Source organism: Arthrobacter sp. SAFR-044 (assembly GCF_059414985.1).
In genome coordinates, this window is the sequence record NZ_JBPFDN010000005.1 from 101414 (window position 1) to 117973 (window position 16560).

The following is a 16560-nucleotide window of genomic DNA, read 5'->3' on the forward strand; positions in this document are numbered from 1 at the left end:
GGGATTAACTGGCACAAATCTGAAGCGAAACTCCCCTTAGGGCGTCCAAGCGCATGGTGGCGCGCCCGTAGGATCGGCTGATGTTCCGGGCCGGGGGCAGGGGCGTGTTCATGGCATGTCTTTTCCGGGAACCGGGGAAGAATCGGTGGGGACCCGGACCTGGCGGCCCCTGATGAGCAGCCAGAACATGAGTGCTACTTCGCCGCCGAAAACAAACACGGCGAAGCCAAGCGGGAAATCAGGGACGAGGATGGTGGCGAATCCATCAGCGAGGTAGCCCAGTCCGGCGATGGTGAGGAGGACGCCGAAGATCCTTGCCATGAACCCGGACCGGTCGGCCAGGTAGCCGATCAGCAGCAGGTGGACGGCGAAGAGGACCAGCCCGACTTTCCAGGTGGCATCGAAGGCGTCCAGCATACGCACCGCCTGCCCACCGTCGTTCTTCAGGAGTGCGGGCACTTCCAGGAGCCGGCAAATGGCGACGAGGAAGACCGCTGAGTAGCTGAGCCGGAACCAGGCCGCCATCATCGATAGGCCCCGGTCCACGGACTCGAACACCTCGAACAGCGCTGCGGCGACGATGACGTCCAGAACGACGACGGCGACCAGGGCGGCTACGCCCATGCGGAACAGTGCTTCTGAAGCGGAGATATCCGCGACGGTTTTGGCTGTGTCCCCTGTGGTGATGAGGTTTTCCAGGATACCGAAGTTGCCCCAGGCGGACAGTACCGCCATGAGCAGCAGCGCGGTTCCGGCAACCAGGCTGGGTGCACGCAGGGATTTGGTGAGTCGGTTGCCGGTGGCGTCCAGGGAACCGTAGGGTGCTGATACTGACATGGCGGGCTTCTCTCTTAGGCTAGTGGGGCTTGGATGGTGATGGAGATTTTTCCGCGGGCTTTGCCGGCGTCGAAGTAGCGCATGGCGTCCGGGACCTGCTCTAAGGGGTAGGCCCGATCGATGACCGGTGTAAGGGTGCCAGCTTCGATAAGTCCAGTGAGGTGCTCGAGGTCCGACGCGCGTTGCTTTGACGTGATCATGGTCAGCCGCTGGGTGATGAACGGGTTGAGGGCCAGGGCCCGGAGCTGCCGGTCCATGCTGCCGGTCCAGGATCCGCCTTCCTCCCCGCCGGTGATGACAGCGGTTCCCTTAGGGGTAAGGGCGTTGCGGAGACTGGCCAGGGTGGGGTTTCCTGCGATGTCCAGAATCAGGTCGTATCGTGCGGTGCCGTCAGCGAAGTCCTGACGCGTGTAGTCGATGACGTGGTCGGCCCCGAGGGAGCGAATCAGGTCCATTTTGGCGGTGCTGCCCACGCCGGTGACCACGGCCCCGGCCGCCTTGGCCAACTGCACGGCATAGCTGCCGACCCCGCCTGAGGCGCCCAGGACCAGCACCTTCTGCCCCGGCGTTATGGGGCGGGCGGCGCGGAGCGCCTGCAGGGCGGTGCTGGCCGAGACCGGAACGACCGAGGCTTGTTCGAAGGTCAGGTTGGCAGGTTTGCGGGCGAGTTTGTCTTCCCGGGCGGCGGCGAACTCAGCGAAGGGACCTTTTCCGAAACCGAAGACTTCGTCCCCGACCGAGAACCTGGTCACGGCTGCCCCGACTGCCGTGACCGTGCCGGCAAGGTCCAGCCCCGGGACAGGGTTTTTAGGGGCGCGGGTGCCGTAGACCAACCGCAAGGCGTAGGGCAGTCCGGTGGTGACATGCCAGGTGCCCCGGTCCAGTCCCGCCGCGTGCACACGGACCAGAACCTCTTTTTCGCTAATGGCGGGGCGGGCAATGTGCGCCAGGTGCAGGACATCGGCGGGTCCGTAGGCCTCCTGCACTATGGCCCGCATGGGCACTTCCCCTGCTGACGCTGGGCGTCCTAACAGACCTTCTGTGACGCTCTGATCCGGTGAGGTCATGGCCGCTCTCCTTAGATGCTGGATTGAAAGCGCAATTTCGTACGCTGTACGGTTATGGTAGCGTACATAGTACTAAACCGATACGGCTGGGAGTCACGATGTCAGTCAGCACGCAAAACCTGCCCCCGAAACGCATTCCACTCAGCCGGGAAAGGGTACTCAGATACGCCCTCGACCTCGCCGATGAGTCGGGAATCGCGTCTTTAACCATCCGTTCCCTCGCGAACAGCATGGGGACGAAGCCGATGTCGCTCTACCACTACGTGGCCAACAAGGATGAGATCCTGGACGGCATCGTGGACATGGTCTTCGACGAAATAGAGCCGCCATCCCCGGCGGGGGACTGGCGTGACCAAATGCACCGACGGGCGCACGCAGTGCGGGCTGCGCTCAAGCGCCACCCCTGGGCCGTGGGGCTGCTGGAGGCCCGCGCATCTCCTGGGGCTGCAACCCTGCGCCATCACGAGGCGACCCTTGCTACCCTGCGGTCCGCGGGATTCTCCGTGCAGATGACGGCCCACGCCTACGCGCTCCTCGACAGCTACATCTACGGAGCAGCCCTCCAGGAAGCCGCCCTGCCCTTCCATGGCCCGGACGCCGCCGTCGAGGTGACCGCCTCGATTGTTGAACGCTTCTCAGGCGGGCAGTACCCCCATCTCGTTGAGATCGCCACTGAGCACGTCCTCAAACCCGGGTACGACTTCGGGGACGAGTTCGATTTCGGGCTGAACGTCATTCTCGACGGGCTCACACGGGCGATCCCCAGCAGCGGCAAGGACCAGTCGCAGCAGACGACGTAAAGGAACGAACACCCATCACGGCCGAACCGTGTGGTGAAGAGCGGAGGGCGAATACTCGACCATCCGGCTTCCTGCGATTGGCCGGCCGATTCCCAGGAGTGACCACGTCCGCGGAGCCTATGGATCCCAAAAGCAGGTAACGACAGGGAGGTGCCCTGCAGCTGGAGTCGAAGGAACACGGCGAATGCAGGCCCGGCACTTCAATGGGTCCCCGCGGCTTATCGCGCAGCCCGTACGCCGTCGACTGGTACCGCCGCGCTATGGCTTTGTCGTACTTAGTACGGTATGCTCAGCGTACAAAGTACGAAGAGCTCCTTACGCATCTCTTCCATGAACCAATCTTCAGGACCTTCCGGGGATGATCCGGAACCTCCCTACACGGAACCCCGTCCAAGCGGCCAAAAGCGCGACTAAGACTGGCCGGCGACTGTCATTCGGCAGGGGACCCGTCGAATTCCCGCCGGACCGAACCTGCACACCACCCCCAGCCAGACATTCCCGAAAGAAGAAAGCCATGTCAGCCTCAATGCCGAGCGGATACCTCCGGCAACCCAGCATCCCTAAGCGGCCGTTAACCCGAAGCGTGCGGGCGACAGCCCGGATCGTCGGGACACTCTTTCTTGCGGGCTTCCTGACCTACGGGATCGGCAACGCCATCGCAACGAATCTGGCCGGGTCTGTTGACCAAAGCTCCAGAGCAATGCTCGTCGTCGGCGCCGCGCTCATGCTCACCAATTCCTTCGTCGTCATTGGCATCGGCGTGCTGATGCTCCCCATCCTGCAGCCGCACAGCAAGGCCGTTGCCTTGGGGTATCTGGCCACCAGGATCTTTGAGGGCATCGGCCTCGCCGTCGGTGTCGGCTGCCTGCTGTTACTCAACGGCTCAGCCGCGATCTCCGGGAATTTCGTCGCCTACAACGTCGCAATGTCCGGACTTGGAATCGGCAGCCTATTCTTCTGCGCGGTCCTCTTCCGCTCAGGCCTGACTCCCAGATTCCTGGCGGGATGTGGCTTTGTTGGATACGCGTTCTTTGCCGCCGGCTCGCTGTTGGAGCTGTTGGGCGTCAAAGGTGCGGGTCTCATCGGAGCTGTTCCCGGAGGGCTATTTGAAGTGGTCTTCGGTATCTGGCTCATCGCCCGCGGTTTCCGCCACGCCGGGACGGTCGTTGACGGCGGTCCGATACACAGGCGCATCGCGTGAATATCAGCCCCACTGAGCCACACCCCCGGCGGTAACGGTACCTGTCCGCCCCTCTCCCTATCGCGTGTTCGTACTAGGTACGGTATGTTGACCGTACGCAGTACGAAACCTGTGCTGTGGCGGGCGGTTAATCCGGTCGCCGGCTCTTGGCACTCCAACCGTGAGCCCTTTATGAAAGAAGCAAGCCATGTCCACGTCAATGCCCGACAATCCTGCCCGCGGGCCCAATTCACCAGTAGCCAGAATGCCCGCGCTGCCCATGGCCATCCTGATGCTGGGGGTCCTGCTCGGACTCGCCGCGGTGGGTGCGCTGTCGGCCTACCGTTCGCTTCCGCGGGAAATGGATGGACTCACCACCGCGCTCCTACTAATCGGCACGGCGGTACTCCTAATTCTTCTGGGAGCCGGGAGCCGGGGGCCCGGGACGAGGGATCGCGCCCGGGGCCTCGCAGGTGGCCGACCGCATTGGGAACGAACCGTCCGAACTTACCGGGCACCTTGACCCGGGGCTGTCGAGATGGCTCTGGCTGGCCAAATGGATCCTCGTTATTCCCCACTACATCATCCTTGCCCTGCTGTGGGTCGCATTCCTGGTCGTGACCGTGGCAGCTGGCTTTGCGATCCTGTTCACCGGCCGCTATCCGGCCTCGCTCTTCCAATTCACCGTCGGAGTACTCCGCTGGAACTGGCGCGTGACGCTTTATGCATACGGCGCCCTTGCCACGGACCGCTATCCGCCCTTCACCCTCGCCCGCAGCGACTATCCGGCGGAATTGGACGTTGCCTACCCGGTGAAGCTCTCGCACTGGAAGGTACTTTTCAAGTCCTGGCTGTTCGCCTTGCCACAACTACTCATCGTCACCGCCCTCACAGGAAGCGTGTCATCGTCATCGACGGCGAGCATCTCAGTGCTGAGCCTGCTGGCATGCATCGCCGCAGTCATCCTGCTCTTCACCGGCGTTTACCGTCTTGGGATCTTCGACCTGCTGATGGGCATTAACCGTTGGACCGTGCGGACCATCACGTACGCGGCCTTGATGAGTGACAAGTACCCTCCGTTCCGGCTCGACCAAGGCCGCGCTCGATCCTCCAACGAACCCTGCTGGGTCTCCCACACCTGCATGATGCCGACCGGGGCCACGCGGTGACCAAGCCTGGTTGCAGCACAACCACAAGGGGACTCTGGGGGGTTCCTGGACCGACTCAACCCGACGAGTGCGTGAGCGCACCCACCAGAGAGCGACACCATGACAGCCGAAACCATTCCCCGCTCCCGTCCCAAGCCACCCCGGGCCCGATGGCTTGTACCCTCCTCCCTGATACTCCTTAGCCTCGTCCCGATCATCGCCGGCGGACTGCGCCTGACCGAACTATCGGGAGGTCAGATCACACCGGATAACGCCGCGTTCTTCGACTCGCCCATCCCCGTCCTGATCCACATCCCCACCGTCACCGTGTACCTGGTGCTCGGGGCGTTCCAGTTCGTTCCCTCGCTTCGCCGGGGCAAGCGCGGCAGGACCAGTTGGCACAAAATTGCCGGACGCACTCTTGCCCCCACCGGTCTGCTCGCCGCCCTGTCCGGCCTGTGGATGGCAATCTTCTACGACCTCCCACCCCTTGACGGGCCGCTGCTGCTCGCCCTCCGCCTGGTCTTCGGCTCCGCAATGGTGGCCTTCATTGTCCTGGGATTCATCGCCGTGCGGCGCCGGAACTACGTCCGGCACAGTGAGTGGATGTCCCGGGCATACGCCATCGGCATCGCCCAGGGAACCATCGTCGTAGTAACCATCCCCTGGATCCTGCTGATAGGACCATTTGACGAACTCACCCTGGCGCTACTGATCGGGGCGTCATGGGTTCTCAGCCTCGCCGTAGCCGAGTACTTCATCTACCGCCGCGCCCACGGACCCGGACCGGCGTCCGGCCCTTCTGCCCGGCCCGCCCAGCCCCCGCCCAAAGCTGCGTAACGTCGGGCCGGTTCCGGCCCTCGCGTCACGTATCTTATGAAGTCCCCACCTGTACTGCTCGGTAGTAAGGTAGGTGGCCATGATTTTTGCTGCGGCAGCGGATAACGGAAAGCCACGGGCCCCGGCAACGCATCCGCGGGCCGGACCACCAAACATCAAAGGATTCTGACCATGTCACAGCCCGCCGCATCCTCACTGCCCCTGAATCATCATCCCCGGACAGTTATACCCGGGAAGGACGGCCCGGCCGGCGCGGTTTTGCCGACCTTCCGCCTGCACATGATGCGGGGCGGTTACCTGCTGATGGCAGTAGGGCTCATCATCGTCAAATGGCCCCTGCTTCTCCAGGCAGCGTCAATGCCGGTAATGGACGGCGTAGTCGTCTGCATTCTGACAGCGATGTCGCTTCTGGCGCTCCTGGGACTCAGGTACCCCATCGGAATGCTCCCGATTCTCATGTTCGAAGTGATCTGGAAAGTGCTCTGGCTGGGAATCGTAGCCCTGCCCCACCTCATCGCCAACGACATGGACGAGGCCGCCTCCGACATGCTCTTCAGTATTCTCTTTGTAACCGCCATCCTGGCCGTGACGCCCTGGGACTACGTGTGGAAGCGCTTCGTGAAGGCGCCCGGGGACAGCTGGAGACGAACGGCTGGATAGGTTGCCTCCAACCATGACGACCAAACCGTAACCCCTGCCCTACAGGTGGCAGGTCAGCAAAAGACCGTCCGTCAGCCAGGTCATCGCCTCATCCTTGGATGTGAAAAACCGGGTCAGGTGAACGGGGTTATGTCTTGCTATGTAGAAGCTGGCTAGTACTGGGCGTTCACAGTCCACATTGATGATCACCCGGGCCGAGCATTTCGCCCTGCCGACTCGGAATGGGCCGTTGGCACCAGTCGTGGCAGCCGTACACTGTCTGCAGAGGGGAGGCGGTCATGGCGGGCCCACTGCTTGAGAGCAAGCTCCGCGTCCCCAGACGGCGACGGGGTCTGACAGAGCGTCCGAGGTTGAGCGAGCGTCTGAACCGTGGAGCGGAGTCCACGTTGACGCTGGTGTCGGCTCCGGCCGGCTTCGGTAAGACGACGTTGCTGACGGAGTGGCTCGCATCCACTTCCGCTGATGGATGGTCGGCGGCGTGGCTCTCGCTTGACAAGCGTGACAACGATTCCACGATGTTCTGGACGTACTTCATCACGGCGTTGAAGACGGCGTCCGATGGGGTTGGCGCCGCTGCGCTCTCGCTCCTGCAGTCGGCGCAGCCGCCCATCGAAGCGGTGCTCGCCAGCCTGCTCAATGACCTCCACGCCGTCTCGAACGATGTGGTCTCGGTTCTCGATGATTATCACGTTATCGATGCACCCGATATACACGACGGGATTGCTTTCCTGCTGGAGCACCTGCCACCGCAGGTGCATCTCGTAATCGCCGGCCGAGCCGACCCGGTGTTGCCGCTGGCAAGGTTACGGGCACGGGGCGAGCTCGTCGAGATCCGCGCCGCCGATCTGCGATTTACTGCGGACGAGGCGGCGGCTTACCTCAACGGCGCCATGGGATTGGAGCTGACGGCAGGGGATATAGTAGCGCTGGAAGGACGCACCGAAGGGTGGATCGCGGCGCTCCAGCTCGCTGCGCTTTCGATGCAGGGTCGCGAAGACCTCGCCGCCTTCATCGCAGGCTTTGCCGGGGACGACCGATACATCGTCGACTACTTGGCCGAGGAGGTCCTGCAGCGCCAACCAGAGGATGTCCAACGCTTCCTGCTCGAAACCTCCATCCTGGATCGGCTTACCGGCCCGCTGTGCGATGCCGTCACCGGACAGGACAACGGCAAGCTCAGGCTCGTGGAGTTGGAGCGAGCGAACCTGTTTCTGGTTCCCTTGGATGACCGCCGTCAGTGGTATCGCTATCACCAGCTTTTTGCCGACGTTCTACGGGCACGCCTGCTGGAGGAGCCCGGCGAAGAGCTCCCGGTTCTGCATCGGCGGGCGAGCACTTGGTACGAACAGAATGGTCAGGCCTTCGATGCTGTCCGCCATGCCGTGGCCGCGAAGGATTTCGATCGGGCGGCGCACCTCGTCGAGCTAGCGGTTCCCGCCATTCGGCGGAACCGGCAGGAGGCCGTGCTGCGCGGCTGGTTGAAGGTGCTCCCGGACGATGTGGTCCGCGTCAGGCCCGTGCTGGGCGTGGGGCTGGTCGGGACGTTGGTCGTAAGCGGCGATGTCGAGGAAGCCGAGGCCCGGCTGCGGGAGGTCGAACGGTGGCTGAAGTCACCGACGGATACGAGTAAGGAAATCCAAGGCCGATCAGCGGAAATGGTCGTCGCCGACGAGGAGGAATTTCGCCGCCTTCCCGAGACGATTGAGGTGTATCGGGCCGCGCTGGCGCTGGGCCGGGGCGATGGATCCGGGGCGGCGGGTCATGCCCAGCGTGCACTTGAGCTTGCACCTGAGGGGGATCATCTCAGCCGTGCCGCCGCATCCGGCTTGCTGGGACTCGCCTACTGGGGGCGTGGGGAGCTCGAGGCAGCCCATCGGGCGTATGCCGAATGCATGGCCGGCCTGCACCGTGCACGGCACCTTGCCGACACCTTCGGATGCGCGATCGCGCTGGCGGACATCCGGCTGGCCCAGGGACATCTCAATGACGCCATGCGCACCTACGAACGGGCCCTGGAGCGCGTCCCTGAACAGCACGGATCGGCTCTGCGGGGGACAGCCGACATGTATGTGGGCATGAGCGGGGTCTGCCGGGAGCGCGGCGACCTGCAGGGCGCAGCCCGGCTCTTAGTGCGCAGCCAGCAGCTCGGTCCCCTCAGCGAGCTGCCGCAAAATCTGTATCGCTGGCGCGTCGCGATGGCTCGGATCCGGGAGGCGGAAGGAGACCTGGCCGGAGCGCTCGACCTCCTGGCTGAGGCTGACCGGCTCTACGTCAGCGATTACTTCCCCAATGTTCGTCCGGTGCCGGCTTTGAGAGCACGGACCTGGGTCGCGCAAGGGCGGTTGGGGCAAGCGCTCGGCTGGGTGCGGGAGCGGGCCCTGACAGCGGAAGATGAACTCAGCTACCTTCGCGAGTTCGAGCACATCACTCTTGCCCGGGTGCTCCTTGCCCGGCACACAGCAGAGCGCTCAACGCCCTCCCTTGACGAGGCAATCCGACTGCTGGGCCGCCTTCTGCAAGCGGCAGAGGATGGCGGGAGAACGGGAAGCATCATCGAGATCCTCGTGCTTCATGCGCTTGCCGACCAGATGCGAGGGGACATCCCGGCGGCGCTGGCATTCCTGCAGCGAGCCGCAGCGTTGTCCGAGCCGGAGGGCTACGTTCGTATTTTCGCTGATGAAGGCGCACCGATGGCTTCACTGCTCAGGGCGGCTGTGAAACAACGGACAGCCCCGGGCTACCTCCGCCGGCTCCTGACGGCAATGAACAACAACACCGAAGAGACCGCACCCGTCAATCAGGGCTTGATCGAGCCGCTGAGTGAACGCGAGCTGGACGTTCTCCGGCTGCTCGGAACGGACCTCGACGGTCCGGGCATCGCTCACGAACTCACGGTGTCCCTGAACACGGTGCGGACGCACACCAGTCATATCTACGCCAAGCTCGGCGTGAACAGCCGTCGCGCAGCGGTCCGCAGGGCCGAAGAACTGGGCCTGTTGTCCTGATCCAGCGACCGGCCAGCCCGGGCCGCCGCGGATGGACGGAATATGGCATGACAAGGCCCGGTGAATAAATCACCACGCTAATCACCATGTGTGATGACGCGTGGTCATTAGGTCTCCTTCTACCGTTCGATCAGGACAACGAAACAGCCGCAACGCCGGCTGAGGTCCATCCAGTCGGACACAGTGAAAGGAGCGCCGTGAGCGAAATACCGACCGGCCATCACCACAACTCCGGATGGTACGACATTCGACTCGAAGGCCACCTGGATTCCCGGTGGACTGCCTGGTTCGACGCACTGAGCCTGACGAACGAAAACGACGGCACCACAATCCTCCACGGCCACGTGGCTGACCAGGCCGCACTGCATGGTCTGCTCCAAAAAGTGCGCGATATCGGCCTGCCGCTGATTTCTGTCACTCAGGTTGAACCCGACAAGCCCGAGTCCACCACAGAGCCCCGATAGCTCATGCTTCCCAGGCATTCCACGAAGGAGAGCGACACCATGACAAGCATCGACCCTTTAGCAGCAACGAAACGAGTCCCGATGGGCTCGCTGCGAAAGACCGCGCTGGCCGCGGGCGTGCTCTACCTGATCACCTTTATCTCGATCCCGACACTCGCTCTCTACGGTCCGGTGCGAACGGACCCTAACTACATCGCCGGACCGGGACCGGACACCGCCATCATCTTCGGTGGCGTCCTCGAGATCATCGTGGCCCTTGCTTGCATCGGCACTGGCGTCGCGCTGTACCCGGTGATCAAGAGGCAGAACGAAGGGCTCGCGCTGGGCTTCGTCAGCGTGCGGGTACTGGAGGCCGCCACCATCTTCGCCGGTGTCGTGGCCCTCCTCGCCATTGTGACCCTGCGGCAGGCCGGAGCCGGAGCAGATGCGTTGATCACAGGGCAGGCATTGCTCTCCCTGCACACCTGGACCACGGTCCTCGGACAGGGCTTCCTCCCGGCCCTGAACGCCCTGCTGTTGGGCTCCCTGATGTACAAGTCGCGGCTGGTGCCGCGGATTCTTCCCATGCTGGGATTTATTGGAGCGCCCCTGCTCGTCGCTTCTGTTGCCGGAACGCTGTTCGGACTCTGGGGACCAGTGTCCATACTGTCCGGGATCGGCGCACTCCTGCTTGCGCTCTGGGAATTTTCGCTGGGCATTTGGCTGGTCGCCAAAGGCTTCAGGCCCAGTCCCATCACGACAGGAATGGCGCCTGCCGTCACGACGCCCGCCCGCAGTGACGCCCCCGCCTAACGATCAAAACACCCGCATCCTGAAAAGGATCAGATCTAAATGCGCACTTTCACATCCAATAAGGAAACTGACCTGTCCTGACAAAGGATGCGCCAGTCCCATCGCCGCAATCCGCTACACCCCCACGAAAGAAGAACCCCATGTTGACTACCACCAGCCCAACTCTCGACAGACAAACACCTGCCCCGTTTCCGGTCCGCCTCGCAGCAGTTACGGGCCTGGCCGCAGCCGCGGTCCTGTTCGTCAATGCGGCCAAGCGTGCCGAACTGATTCCACTCAATTCAGCGACGCAGCTTGCTGCGCCCCTGGCACAGGCACTCGCAATCATTCTGGTCATCGGTCTAGCCGCGGTTGCCCTGCGCCAATCATCAAAGTTTTCCGCGGTCGCCCTCGTGCTGAACGTCCTGGGACTCGCCGCCGCGACCGGTGTGGAATGGGTGATCAACCTGGTATTTGTCCGACTCGACCCCTCCCAGATCGCTACGTTGCGGGCAGGTCCGCTCGGAACAGCCTTTGTGGCAGCCTCAATGATCTTCCTACTCGGATCAATCCTGTATTCTCTGGCGCTGCTACGGGACGGCAAAGCACCCCGGATCCCAACAATCGCCTCCGGCATCGCAACCATTCCAATCGCGCTACGCAACTTCGTCCCGGAGCTGGCACTTGATCTGGCCCTGGCGCTACTGGGCGCCTCGGTCGTCTGGCTCGCCCTCTGGATGCTCCAAAGCAGGTCAGCAACCACTGCCCACCAGTTGAATGCGGTGTCACCAGCAGGAGAGGAACCGAATTAATTCCCCGTCAACCGGACCGCGCTCACAGCGGCCTAAGACCCCGAGTCAACAAAAGCCGGGGCAGTCCCGGGAACGGCATTACTTCCTTAGAGGACACATTGAAATCCCTCTTGTTGATGCACCCGGTGAAGTCTTTAGTTGGTCTGCCTGGGTCTCACTCAGCCAAGAAAGCGTCCAGAAAATAGCAGACCACTGGGATGACCCCGCGCGAGCCTCGATGCCCCCTGTGTTCGGCTGGCTATGCAACGAGCTGCCCTACGACCAGCCCACGACGTCCCTAGCAACGCACGTACACAACAGGGAACCAGGAGTGGTTCCCTGTTGTGTACTCGACCCGTCCATCGACCACCCTTTGGTTAGAGAACAACAGACGGGAATTTCGCTGCATCGGCTGGCCCAAATCAATCAAGCGTTAATGGGCTAGGTTTCAACAACAATACGGCCGCTGGGAGCCCATGAGGCGTCCGGTAAGGGATCGGCTTACCGGACAGCTCCCGGAACGTCTCTATGAGAAGCTTCGCTGATGGAGCACCCTTCGTTGCTTGGGGTGGTGTTGCGAGGCCCGATGGTGAAATCATGCGGGTGTGGCGATCTTCCAGCGGTTCCAGGCGAAGTATGTGGGACGCACAGGCGCGCCCGTAGGCGTATTCGTCGCGGTGGACCATCTACGCCGCACGGGTCGACTCAGCGAGGAGGAAATATACCGCTACGCCCTAGCCGATGCCTGGTTCCAGGAGAACCTGCCAAACCCCCCATTCTATGGAGATGGGAACTCCATTGGCGCGGTCACATGGTTCAGAGAGCACGCTGACGGTATGACAGGCCCCCTTAAACCCCTCCTTGACATCCTCGATGCAAAGAACGTCGCATGGGAGCGCAAAATTTCAGGTGATCCTGGCCAGATCGTTTACCAAGACCAATGGCAGGTGGGCGTCATCCCTTCATTACGGCTGGCCATGACACCACTGCCCTATCCCGGGAAGCCTGGACCAAACGACTGGTTCCAAGTACGCGAACACTACCTGCAGGTTTCCGGGATGCAGCAATAGCTGAAGCGCTTGGCCCGTAAGCGGATCCCCCACAGGGCGCTGCATCACTGCAGCACGGTTGTCACATATGGCAAGGCTTTCGGGCGCATCAAGCCGGTAAAGTGCGGTTCATGACATTGGGGGATGCCGTACCAAACCTTTCTCGCCGGCCCTGGGCGTTCGCTGGGGTCTGCGTGATGATCGCCTCGCTGACGCTGCTGGTGTTTGGACTGTCCCAGGTGCCGGTGATACAGCTCCTGCCCTGGTATGTGGTCGCATATCTCCTGATCGGTGCGTGCATCTTCGTCCCGACTGGGAGGCGTCCGTCGCTGCGACAGGCCGCGGCATTCCTGCTGCCTGGTGCCCTGCTCGTGGTCCTGGCGTTGCTGAACTTGGGCCTCTGGGCCGGCGGCTGGCTTCTTGGACTGCCCGCCTGGGGGCTGCTGCTGAGCCGATGGACACCAACGAACCGTCTCCCCGTGCTGCAAGTCCTGAAGTTCTTGGGCCTGCTGGTGCTCGGCCTGCTCATCTTCACATTCAACGTGATCTTCGTGGTCTTCAGCCCTGGATTATTCGTACTGCCGATCATCCCCTTGGTCCGGCTAGCCTACCCCGAGTATCGCGCCAGACCGTTGCAGGCCGGCGTGGAGGTTCTGCTGGGGCTCGCGGTGGTGGTGGTTGCCTTTGCGATTCCCACCCCGGAAGGATCTTGGTCGTCATCCTGGATTGAAGCGGGAGGAGCCGCGACAGCCGGCCTCATGATGGCATTCTGGGCGCGCGGGCTCCCGCGCCGCTCCAGGCGGATACGGCTCAACGACGGAGCCATCGTCTAGCCCAGCCCTTACGGACCTCATCGGCGCCCGGCTAAGGAATCCTTAGAAGAACGTTGACGCCGGCTGATTCACAGTTTCCTGCCACGACGGTCCCACTCTGCTCTCCGCCTTTCTTCATCGACCCAGAAAATGGCATCGTTTCGACGGACACGGAGGAGGTAAAGGAAATAGACCGCATTGGCCAGGACGACTGCACAGTAGATCCACAGTGCAGCGATGTCCCTATCAACGGCAGTCAACCTCCAGATTGCCAGGACGGAGAAACAAAGAACCATCAGGCCTGATGACCAGACGGAGAGACGCCAACTGCCACGCGTCATTCTCGGCTGAAGACGCTTACCCTCCGGCTCTGACATGGCCGCAGCCTACAACAGCGGTCAGCAACACGATAGGCCACCCAATTCACTGCATTCCTCTGAACACAAGCGCCGGAAGCCGGTGGCCCTACCGGCGTCTCAAGCGCCCGGTGGAGGGATCCTCTACCGGACGCCGTGAGGAAAACGTGATCAGCTTTAGCATTGTGGCGCTCTTTCCCGCGGCATACTCTTGAGCCTGATCGGGAATTGGGGTGCGGTCGAATGGCCGAAAAAGTCAGACTGTCATCATTGGCGCTTACGCTATCGGCTGTCCTGTGTGCGTGCGCAGGTCCCGCCACACCGGTGACTAAAGCCTCCCCGGAAACACCAATCCCCGCTGCTTCGGGCATGCCAAGCCGGCTCTATACCCACTGCGGAATCAAGGAATTGCGCGTCGAGGACACATTCTTCATTGCCGAAACACCATTGGACGACGGTCAGGGCAATCCACCTCCGGGATGGGGAAACCCCCATCAGGACGGCGTTGTGACCGTGTCCGGTTCAAAGGCTGTATTTCGGGACGACAATGGCCACATCGTCACCTTCCTTGTTCGTCCCGGTGCCACAGGCTTTCTCAATATCTGTTCCTGACAGGCGATATGCCGCCCGACAAGGGATCCTTCACCGGGCGCTCCGCGGAGAGGATAACCAGACCAGCCTTCCAGTGGAGAATCAGTCTTATGGCCGGAGCGACTACACAAGCGACCTCCGAGGCCACCAATAGCGAGACGCATCCTTGATTGGCCGGTCGGGCCAAGGCCCAGAAGGAGCCGGCACATGTGTCGGCTCCTTCGCCTTAAGGTGCCCTAGTTACTCCGGCCGCGGGCGGCCTACGCGGAGATGCTTTCCGTTAGCGCCCGGCTGTACTGCTCGGGAGTGCTTCTGACTTCAGCAGAGACAACCACGTGCCGGCGGGTTATGCGCCGCGCAAAGTAACCGCGATAAGGCAGAACGATGATGCTGTCGATGCCGCTTTCCCATGCTGGGATCAGCGCCGGAAAGGACCTGTCGTTCGGCGTCTTGAGGGAATTTCGGGACGAGACCTTGATCCCAAGCCTGATAGGCGTCACTATCCAAGCCTTCCCATTCGTACTGCTGCGTCCAGAAAGGAGGAATAACAGGATTGAGGCCAAGAGCTGGGTCTGTCAGCTCCCGGAACTCGGCAGAGGACGTGGGATGGCGCGATGGATCCTCAATCTCAAACCACTGCCACGCCTGATTCCACGATTCCTTCCACCGCCTTTCCCACTCGGCTCGACCAGGGGACGCCGGAAGGCTCGAACGACCTGTATTCGGCACAGGGGCGAGTTCGGGCAGCTCCACGTCTCCAGCGATGGACCACGCGTGCCGGATAAAGAGCAGCAGGGTCAGATTGTGAGGGTCGTCCGTGACCCTGATCAGCATGTCTTGAGGCCAAGGATTGCCTGGTCTGGGCTTGCTCCACTGCATATTCGTCCCCCATCGAATTACGGCCTTGATGCCGTGATAGGCACAGCCTTCCACTTAATAAGCCGGTTGCCTACTGCGCCGCTAGAGCGCTCGTTAGTCCATCCCCTATCGAACGCAGGAGCGCCCGTTAGGCCATCCTTTACCGGACGCGGCGTCCGCTCAGCCACCCCCTGTCGGGCACTGCGTCCGTTGGGCCACCGGCTTACGGGCGCCAATCTCTACAGCCCAAGGGGAATGTCAGCGATCGTCGAAAAGAAGCCGGTCGCAAAAAGCAGGTGCGCATCCGTCCTCAGGCTGCAAATGTTCGAACTGGTCCGAAGACTCATTCCGCACCTTCGGCCTCTGGCATCACGACACTGAGAACACTTGAAGCGCATTCGGCCAAACGACCACATAGCGTTCTCCATCTGCCGGCCTATATGCCGCCCGTACACTGGGCCATCGCGGATCAGTGCCCAGTGACGTCATCGCGTGCTGAAAAGCTTCTAGCGGTCGGTCGGTGTGGATAAATATGTTCATCTCGCCGGCGCCAAAGTCGTGCCCATCTACGACGCCGTATGCATCCAGGAGATCGGACTGAAGCAGAGCCCCCTCCATCGAGATGAGCGCATCAAAGTCCGCTTCAGATGTTGCTGGCCACTGCAAAACGAGGATGTATTTCCGGATCCCCTGTTCGTTGGACATCGCACCACCCCGAGCATTCGCCATGTGTGGAGTCTTTCACTTCTTGCGTCAGCATTGAAAGCTTCCGGAGGTCGACAGCTCGCCTGACTTGAAGTCGTCCGATAAGGGATCGCCCACAGGGCGGAGGGTCAAAGGCGCAGTCGTGAAGCCGATTATCCTGCTCGGGTCGACGGCGTGCTCACGCACCTCCGCAACGGCACCCACCTCCATGGCCGCGATCCAGGCTGTCCCAGCAGTGCCAGCAGCCCCGGCCCCGCAGCCCAGCAACTTGCGCGCCGATTTCTGGACGTATTCCTGGTCTTTGGGGGCGTAGTCACGCACCTCACCGAGCGTCGGTGAGAAGGCATGGATAACACCGTCCAGGCCAATAGCGCGGGCGTGCCTTCTATTTGGTCCGCGTCAAGCCAAGTAGACAATGTGTAGCAGGTGGTCGGGCAATGGGACAAAATTCCCATCGCCCGGGACTTCGCAAAACTATTAGTATTCGTAATAAAAAGAAGAAATGACCTTGATGAAGGGTCCGGTGACATACCCAGTAGATTACTGATAGCGCATTGTCATTTATTGAGGGCTTCTTTGTGCGGCGGAGGGGGCGGGCGTCCCGTTTAGTTATGTTCGTGGAGCTA

16 protein-coding genes are annotated in these 16560 nt (G+C 61.9%); 13 read left to right on the forward strand and 3 right to left on the reverse strand.

Going from position 1 to position 16560, the window contains the following annotated elements; all coding sequences use genetic code 11:
- Positions 1 to 108 precede the first annotated feature (108 nt).
- Both ACR65J_RS09640 and ACR65J_RS09645 read right to left on the reverse strand, forming a co-directional pair.
- A complete protein-coding gene (locus tag ACR65J_RS09640) occupies positions 109 to 837 on the reverse strand; it encodes a DUF4386 domain-containing protein (RefSeq protein WP_440168125.1) in 729 nt (242 codons plus the stop codon).
- A gap of 14 nt (positions 838 to 851) precedes the next feature.
- Positions 852 to 1835 (reverse strand): NAD(P)-dependent alcohol dehydrogenase, encoded by a 984-nt coding sequence (locus ACR65J_RS09645; RefSeq protein WP_440168127.1) that lies wholly within the window; start codon positions 1833 to 1835, stop codon positions 852 to 854.
- A 167-nt stretch (positions 1836 to 2002) separates the two neighbouring features.
- Between ACR65J_RS09645 and ACR65J_RS09650 the strand changes: the two genes are divergently transcribed.
- The 13 genes from ACR65J_RS09650 to ACR65J_RS09710 all read left to right on the forward strand — a co-directional run bounded on the left by ACR65J_RS09650 (position 2003) and on the right by ACR65J_RS09710 (position 14392).
- Positions 2003 to 2704, forward strand: a complete 702-nt coding sequence (locus ACR65J_RS09650; RefSeq protein WP_440168129.1) for a TetR/AcrR family transcriptional regulator — start codon at positions 2003 to 2005, stop codon at positions 2702 to 2704.
- Between the two features lie 514 nt (positions 2705 to 3218).
- Positions 3219 to 3905 carry a DUF4386 domain-containing protein gene (locus ACR65J_RS09655; RefSeq protein WP_440168131.1) on the forward strand — a complete coding sequence of 229 codons (687 nt, stop codon included), beginning with the start codon at positions 3219 to 3221 and terminating at the stop codon, positions 3903 to 3905.
- Between the two features lie 452 nt (positions 3906 to 4357).
- Positions 4358 to 5053 carry a DUF4389 domain-containing protein gene (locus ACR65J_RS09660; RefSeq protein WP_440168133.1) on the forward strand — a complete coding sequence of 232 codons (696 nt, stop codon included), beginning with the start codon at positions 4358 to 4360 and terminating at the stop codon, positions 5051 to 5053.
- Between the two features lie 99 nt (positions 5054 to 5152).
- Entirely contained in the window at positions 5153 to 5872 is a 720-nt protein-coding gene (locus tag ACR65J_RS09665) for a DUF2306 domain-containing protein (protein ID WP_440168134.1), read from the forward strand.
- Positions 5873 to 6043: 171 nt separating this feature from the next.
- Positions 6044 to 6532: a hypothetical protein gene (locus tag ACR65J_RS09670; protein WP_440168136.1), complete on the forward strand. Its 489-nt coding sequence runs from the start codon at positions 6044 to 6046 to the stop codon at positions 6530 to 6532.
- Between the two features lie 350 nt (positions 6533 to 6882).
- The gene (locus ACR65J_RS09675; protein WP_440168137.1) at positions 6883 to 9537 is read left to right on the forward strand and encodes a winged helix-turn-helix domain-containing protein; all 2655 of its coding nucleotides are present in this window, start codon (positions 6883 to 6885) and stop codon (positions 9535 to 9537) included.
- 197 nt (positions 9538 to 9734) lie between these two features.
- Positions 9735 to 10001 carry a DUF8691 family protein gene (locus ACR65J_RS09680; RefSeq protein ID WP_307427566.1) on the forward strand — a complete coding sequence of 89 codons (267 nt, stop codon included), beginning with the start codon at positions 9735 to 9737 and terminating at the stop codon, positions 9999 to 10001.
- A gap of 39 nt (positions 10002 to 10040) precedes the next feature.
- Positions 10041 to 10793, forward strand: coding sequence for a DUF4386 domain-containing protein (locus ACR65J_RS09685; protein WP_440168139.1), 753 nt, complete (start codon positions 10041 to 10043; stop codon positions 10791 to 10793).
- A 140-nt stretch (positions 10794 to 10933) separates the two neighbouring features.
- A complete protein-coding gene (locus tag ACR65J_RS09690; protein ID WP_440168140.1) occupies positions 10934 to 11584 on the forward strand; it encodes a hypothetical protein in 651 nt (216 codons plus the stop codon).
- Positions 11550 to 12008: a DUF2199 domain-containing protein gene (locus ACR65J_RS09695; RefSeq protein ID WP_440168142.1), complete on the forward strand. Its 459-nt coding sequence runs from the start codon at positions 11550 to 11552 to the stop codon at positions 12006 to 12008. Before ACR65J_RS09690 ends, ACR65J_RS09695 begins: the two co-directional genes overlap by 35 nt.
- 160 nt (positions 12009 to 12168) lie before the next feature.
- Positions 12169 to 12633 (forward strand): hypothetical protein, encoded by a 465-nt coding sequence (locus ACR65J_RS09700; RefSeq protein ID WP_440168143.1) that lies wholly within the window; start codon positions 12169 to 12171, stop codon positions 12631 to 12633.
- Between the two features lie 110 nt (positions 12634 to 12743).
- Positions 12744 to 13445: a hypothetical protein gene (locus ACR65J_RS09705; protein ID WP_440168145.1), complete on the forward strand. Its 702-nt coding sequence runs from the start codon at positions 12744 to 12746 to the stop codon at positions 13443 to 13445.
- A 578-nt stretch (positions 13446 to 14023) separates the two neighbouring features.
- Positions 14024 to 14392: a hypothetical protein gene (locus ACR65J_RS09710; protein WP_440168146.1), complete on the forward strand. Its 369-nt coding sequence runs from the start codon at positions 14024 to 14026 to the stop codon at positions 14390 to 14392.
- Positions 14393 to 14631: 239 nt separating this feature from the next.
- Here the strand turns inward: ACR65J_RS09710 and ACR65J_RS09715 are convergent, their stop codons facing one another.
- Positions 14632 to 14871 carry a hypothetical protein gene (locus ACR65J_RS09715; RefSeq protein WP_440168147.1) on the reverse strand — a complete coding sequence of 80 codons (240 nt, stop codon included), beginning with the start codon at positions 14869 to 14871 and terminating at the stop codon, positions 14632 to 14634.
- Positions 14872 to 16560 lie beyond the last annotated feature (1689 nt).

Excerpts from the sequence above, each read along its gene's own strand:
- ACR65J_RS09640 (WP_440168125.1), bottom strand. The coding sequence starts at position 837 with ATGTCAGTATCAGCACCCTACGGTTCCCTGGACGCCACCGGCAACCGA.
- ACR65J_RS09645 (WP_440168127.1), bottom strand. The coding sequence starts at position 1,835 with ATGCGGGCCATAGTGCAGGAGGCCTACGGACCCGCCGATGTCCTGCAC.
- ACR65J_RS09650 (WP_440168129.1), top strand. The coding sequence starts at position 2,003 with ATGTCAGTCAGCACGCAAAACCTGCCCCCGAAACGCATTCCACTCAGC.
- ACR65J_RS09655 (WP_440168131.1), top strand. The coding sequence starts at position 3,219 with ATGTCAGCCTCAATGCCGAGCGGATACCTCCGGCAACCCAGCATCCCT.
- ACR65J_RS09665 (WP_440168134.1), top strand. The coding sequence starts at position 5,153 with ATGACAGCCGAAACCATTCCCCGCTCCCGTCCCAAGCCACCCCGGGCC.
- ACR65J_RS09670 (WP_440168136.1), top strand. The coding sequence starts at position 6,044 with ATGTCACAGCCCGCCGCATCCTCACTGCCCCTGAATCATCATCCCCGG.
- ACR65J_RS09685 (WP_440168139.1), top strand. The coding sequence starts at position 10,041 with ATGACAAGCATCGACCCTTTAGCAGCAACGAAACGAGTCCCGATGGGC.
- ACR65J_RS09690 (WP_440168140.1), top strand. The coding sequence starts at position 10,934 with ATGTTGACTACCACCAGCCCAACTCTCGACAGACAAACACCTGCCCCG.
- ACR65J_RS09695 (WP_440168142.1), top strand. The coding sequence starts at position 11,550 with ATGCGGTGTCACCAGCAGGAGAGGAACCGAATTAATTCCCCGTCAACC.
- ACR65J_RS09705 (WP_440168145.1), top strand. The coding sequence starts at position 12,744 with ATGACATTGGGGGATGCCGTACCAAACCTTTCTCGCCGGCCCTGGGCG.
- ACR65J_RS09710 (WP_440168146.1), top strand. The coding sequence starts at position 14,024 with ATGGCCGAAAAAGTCAGACTGTCATCATTGGCGCTTACGCTATCGGCT.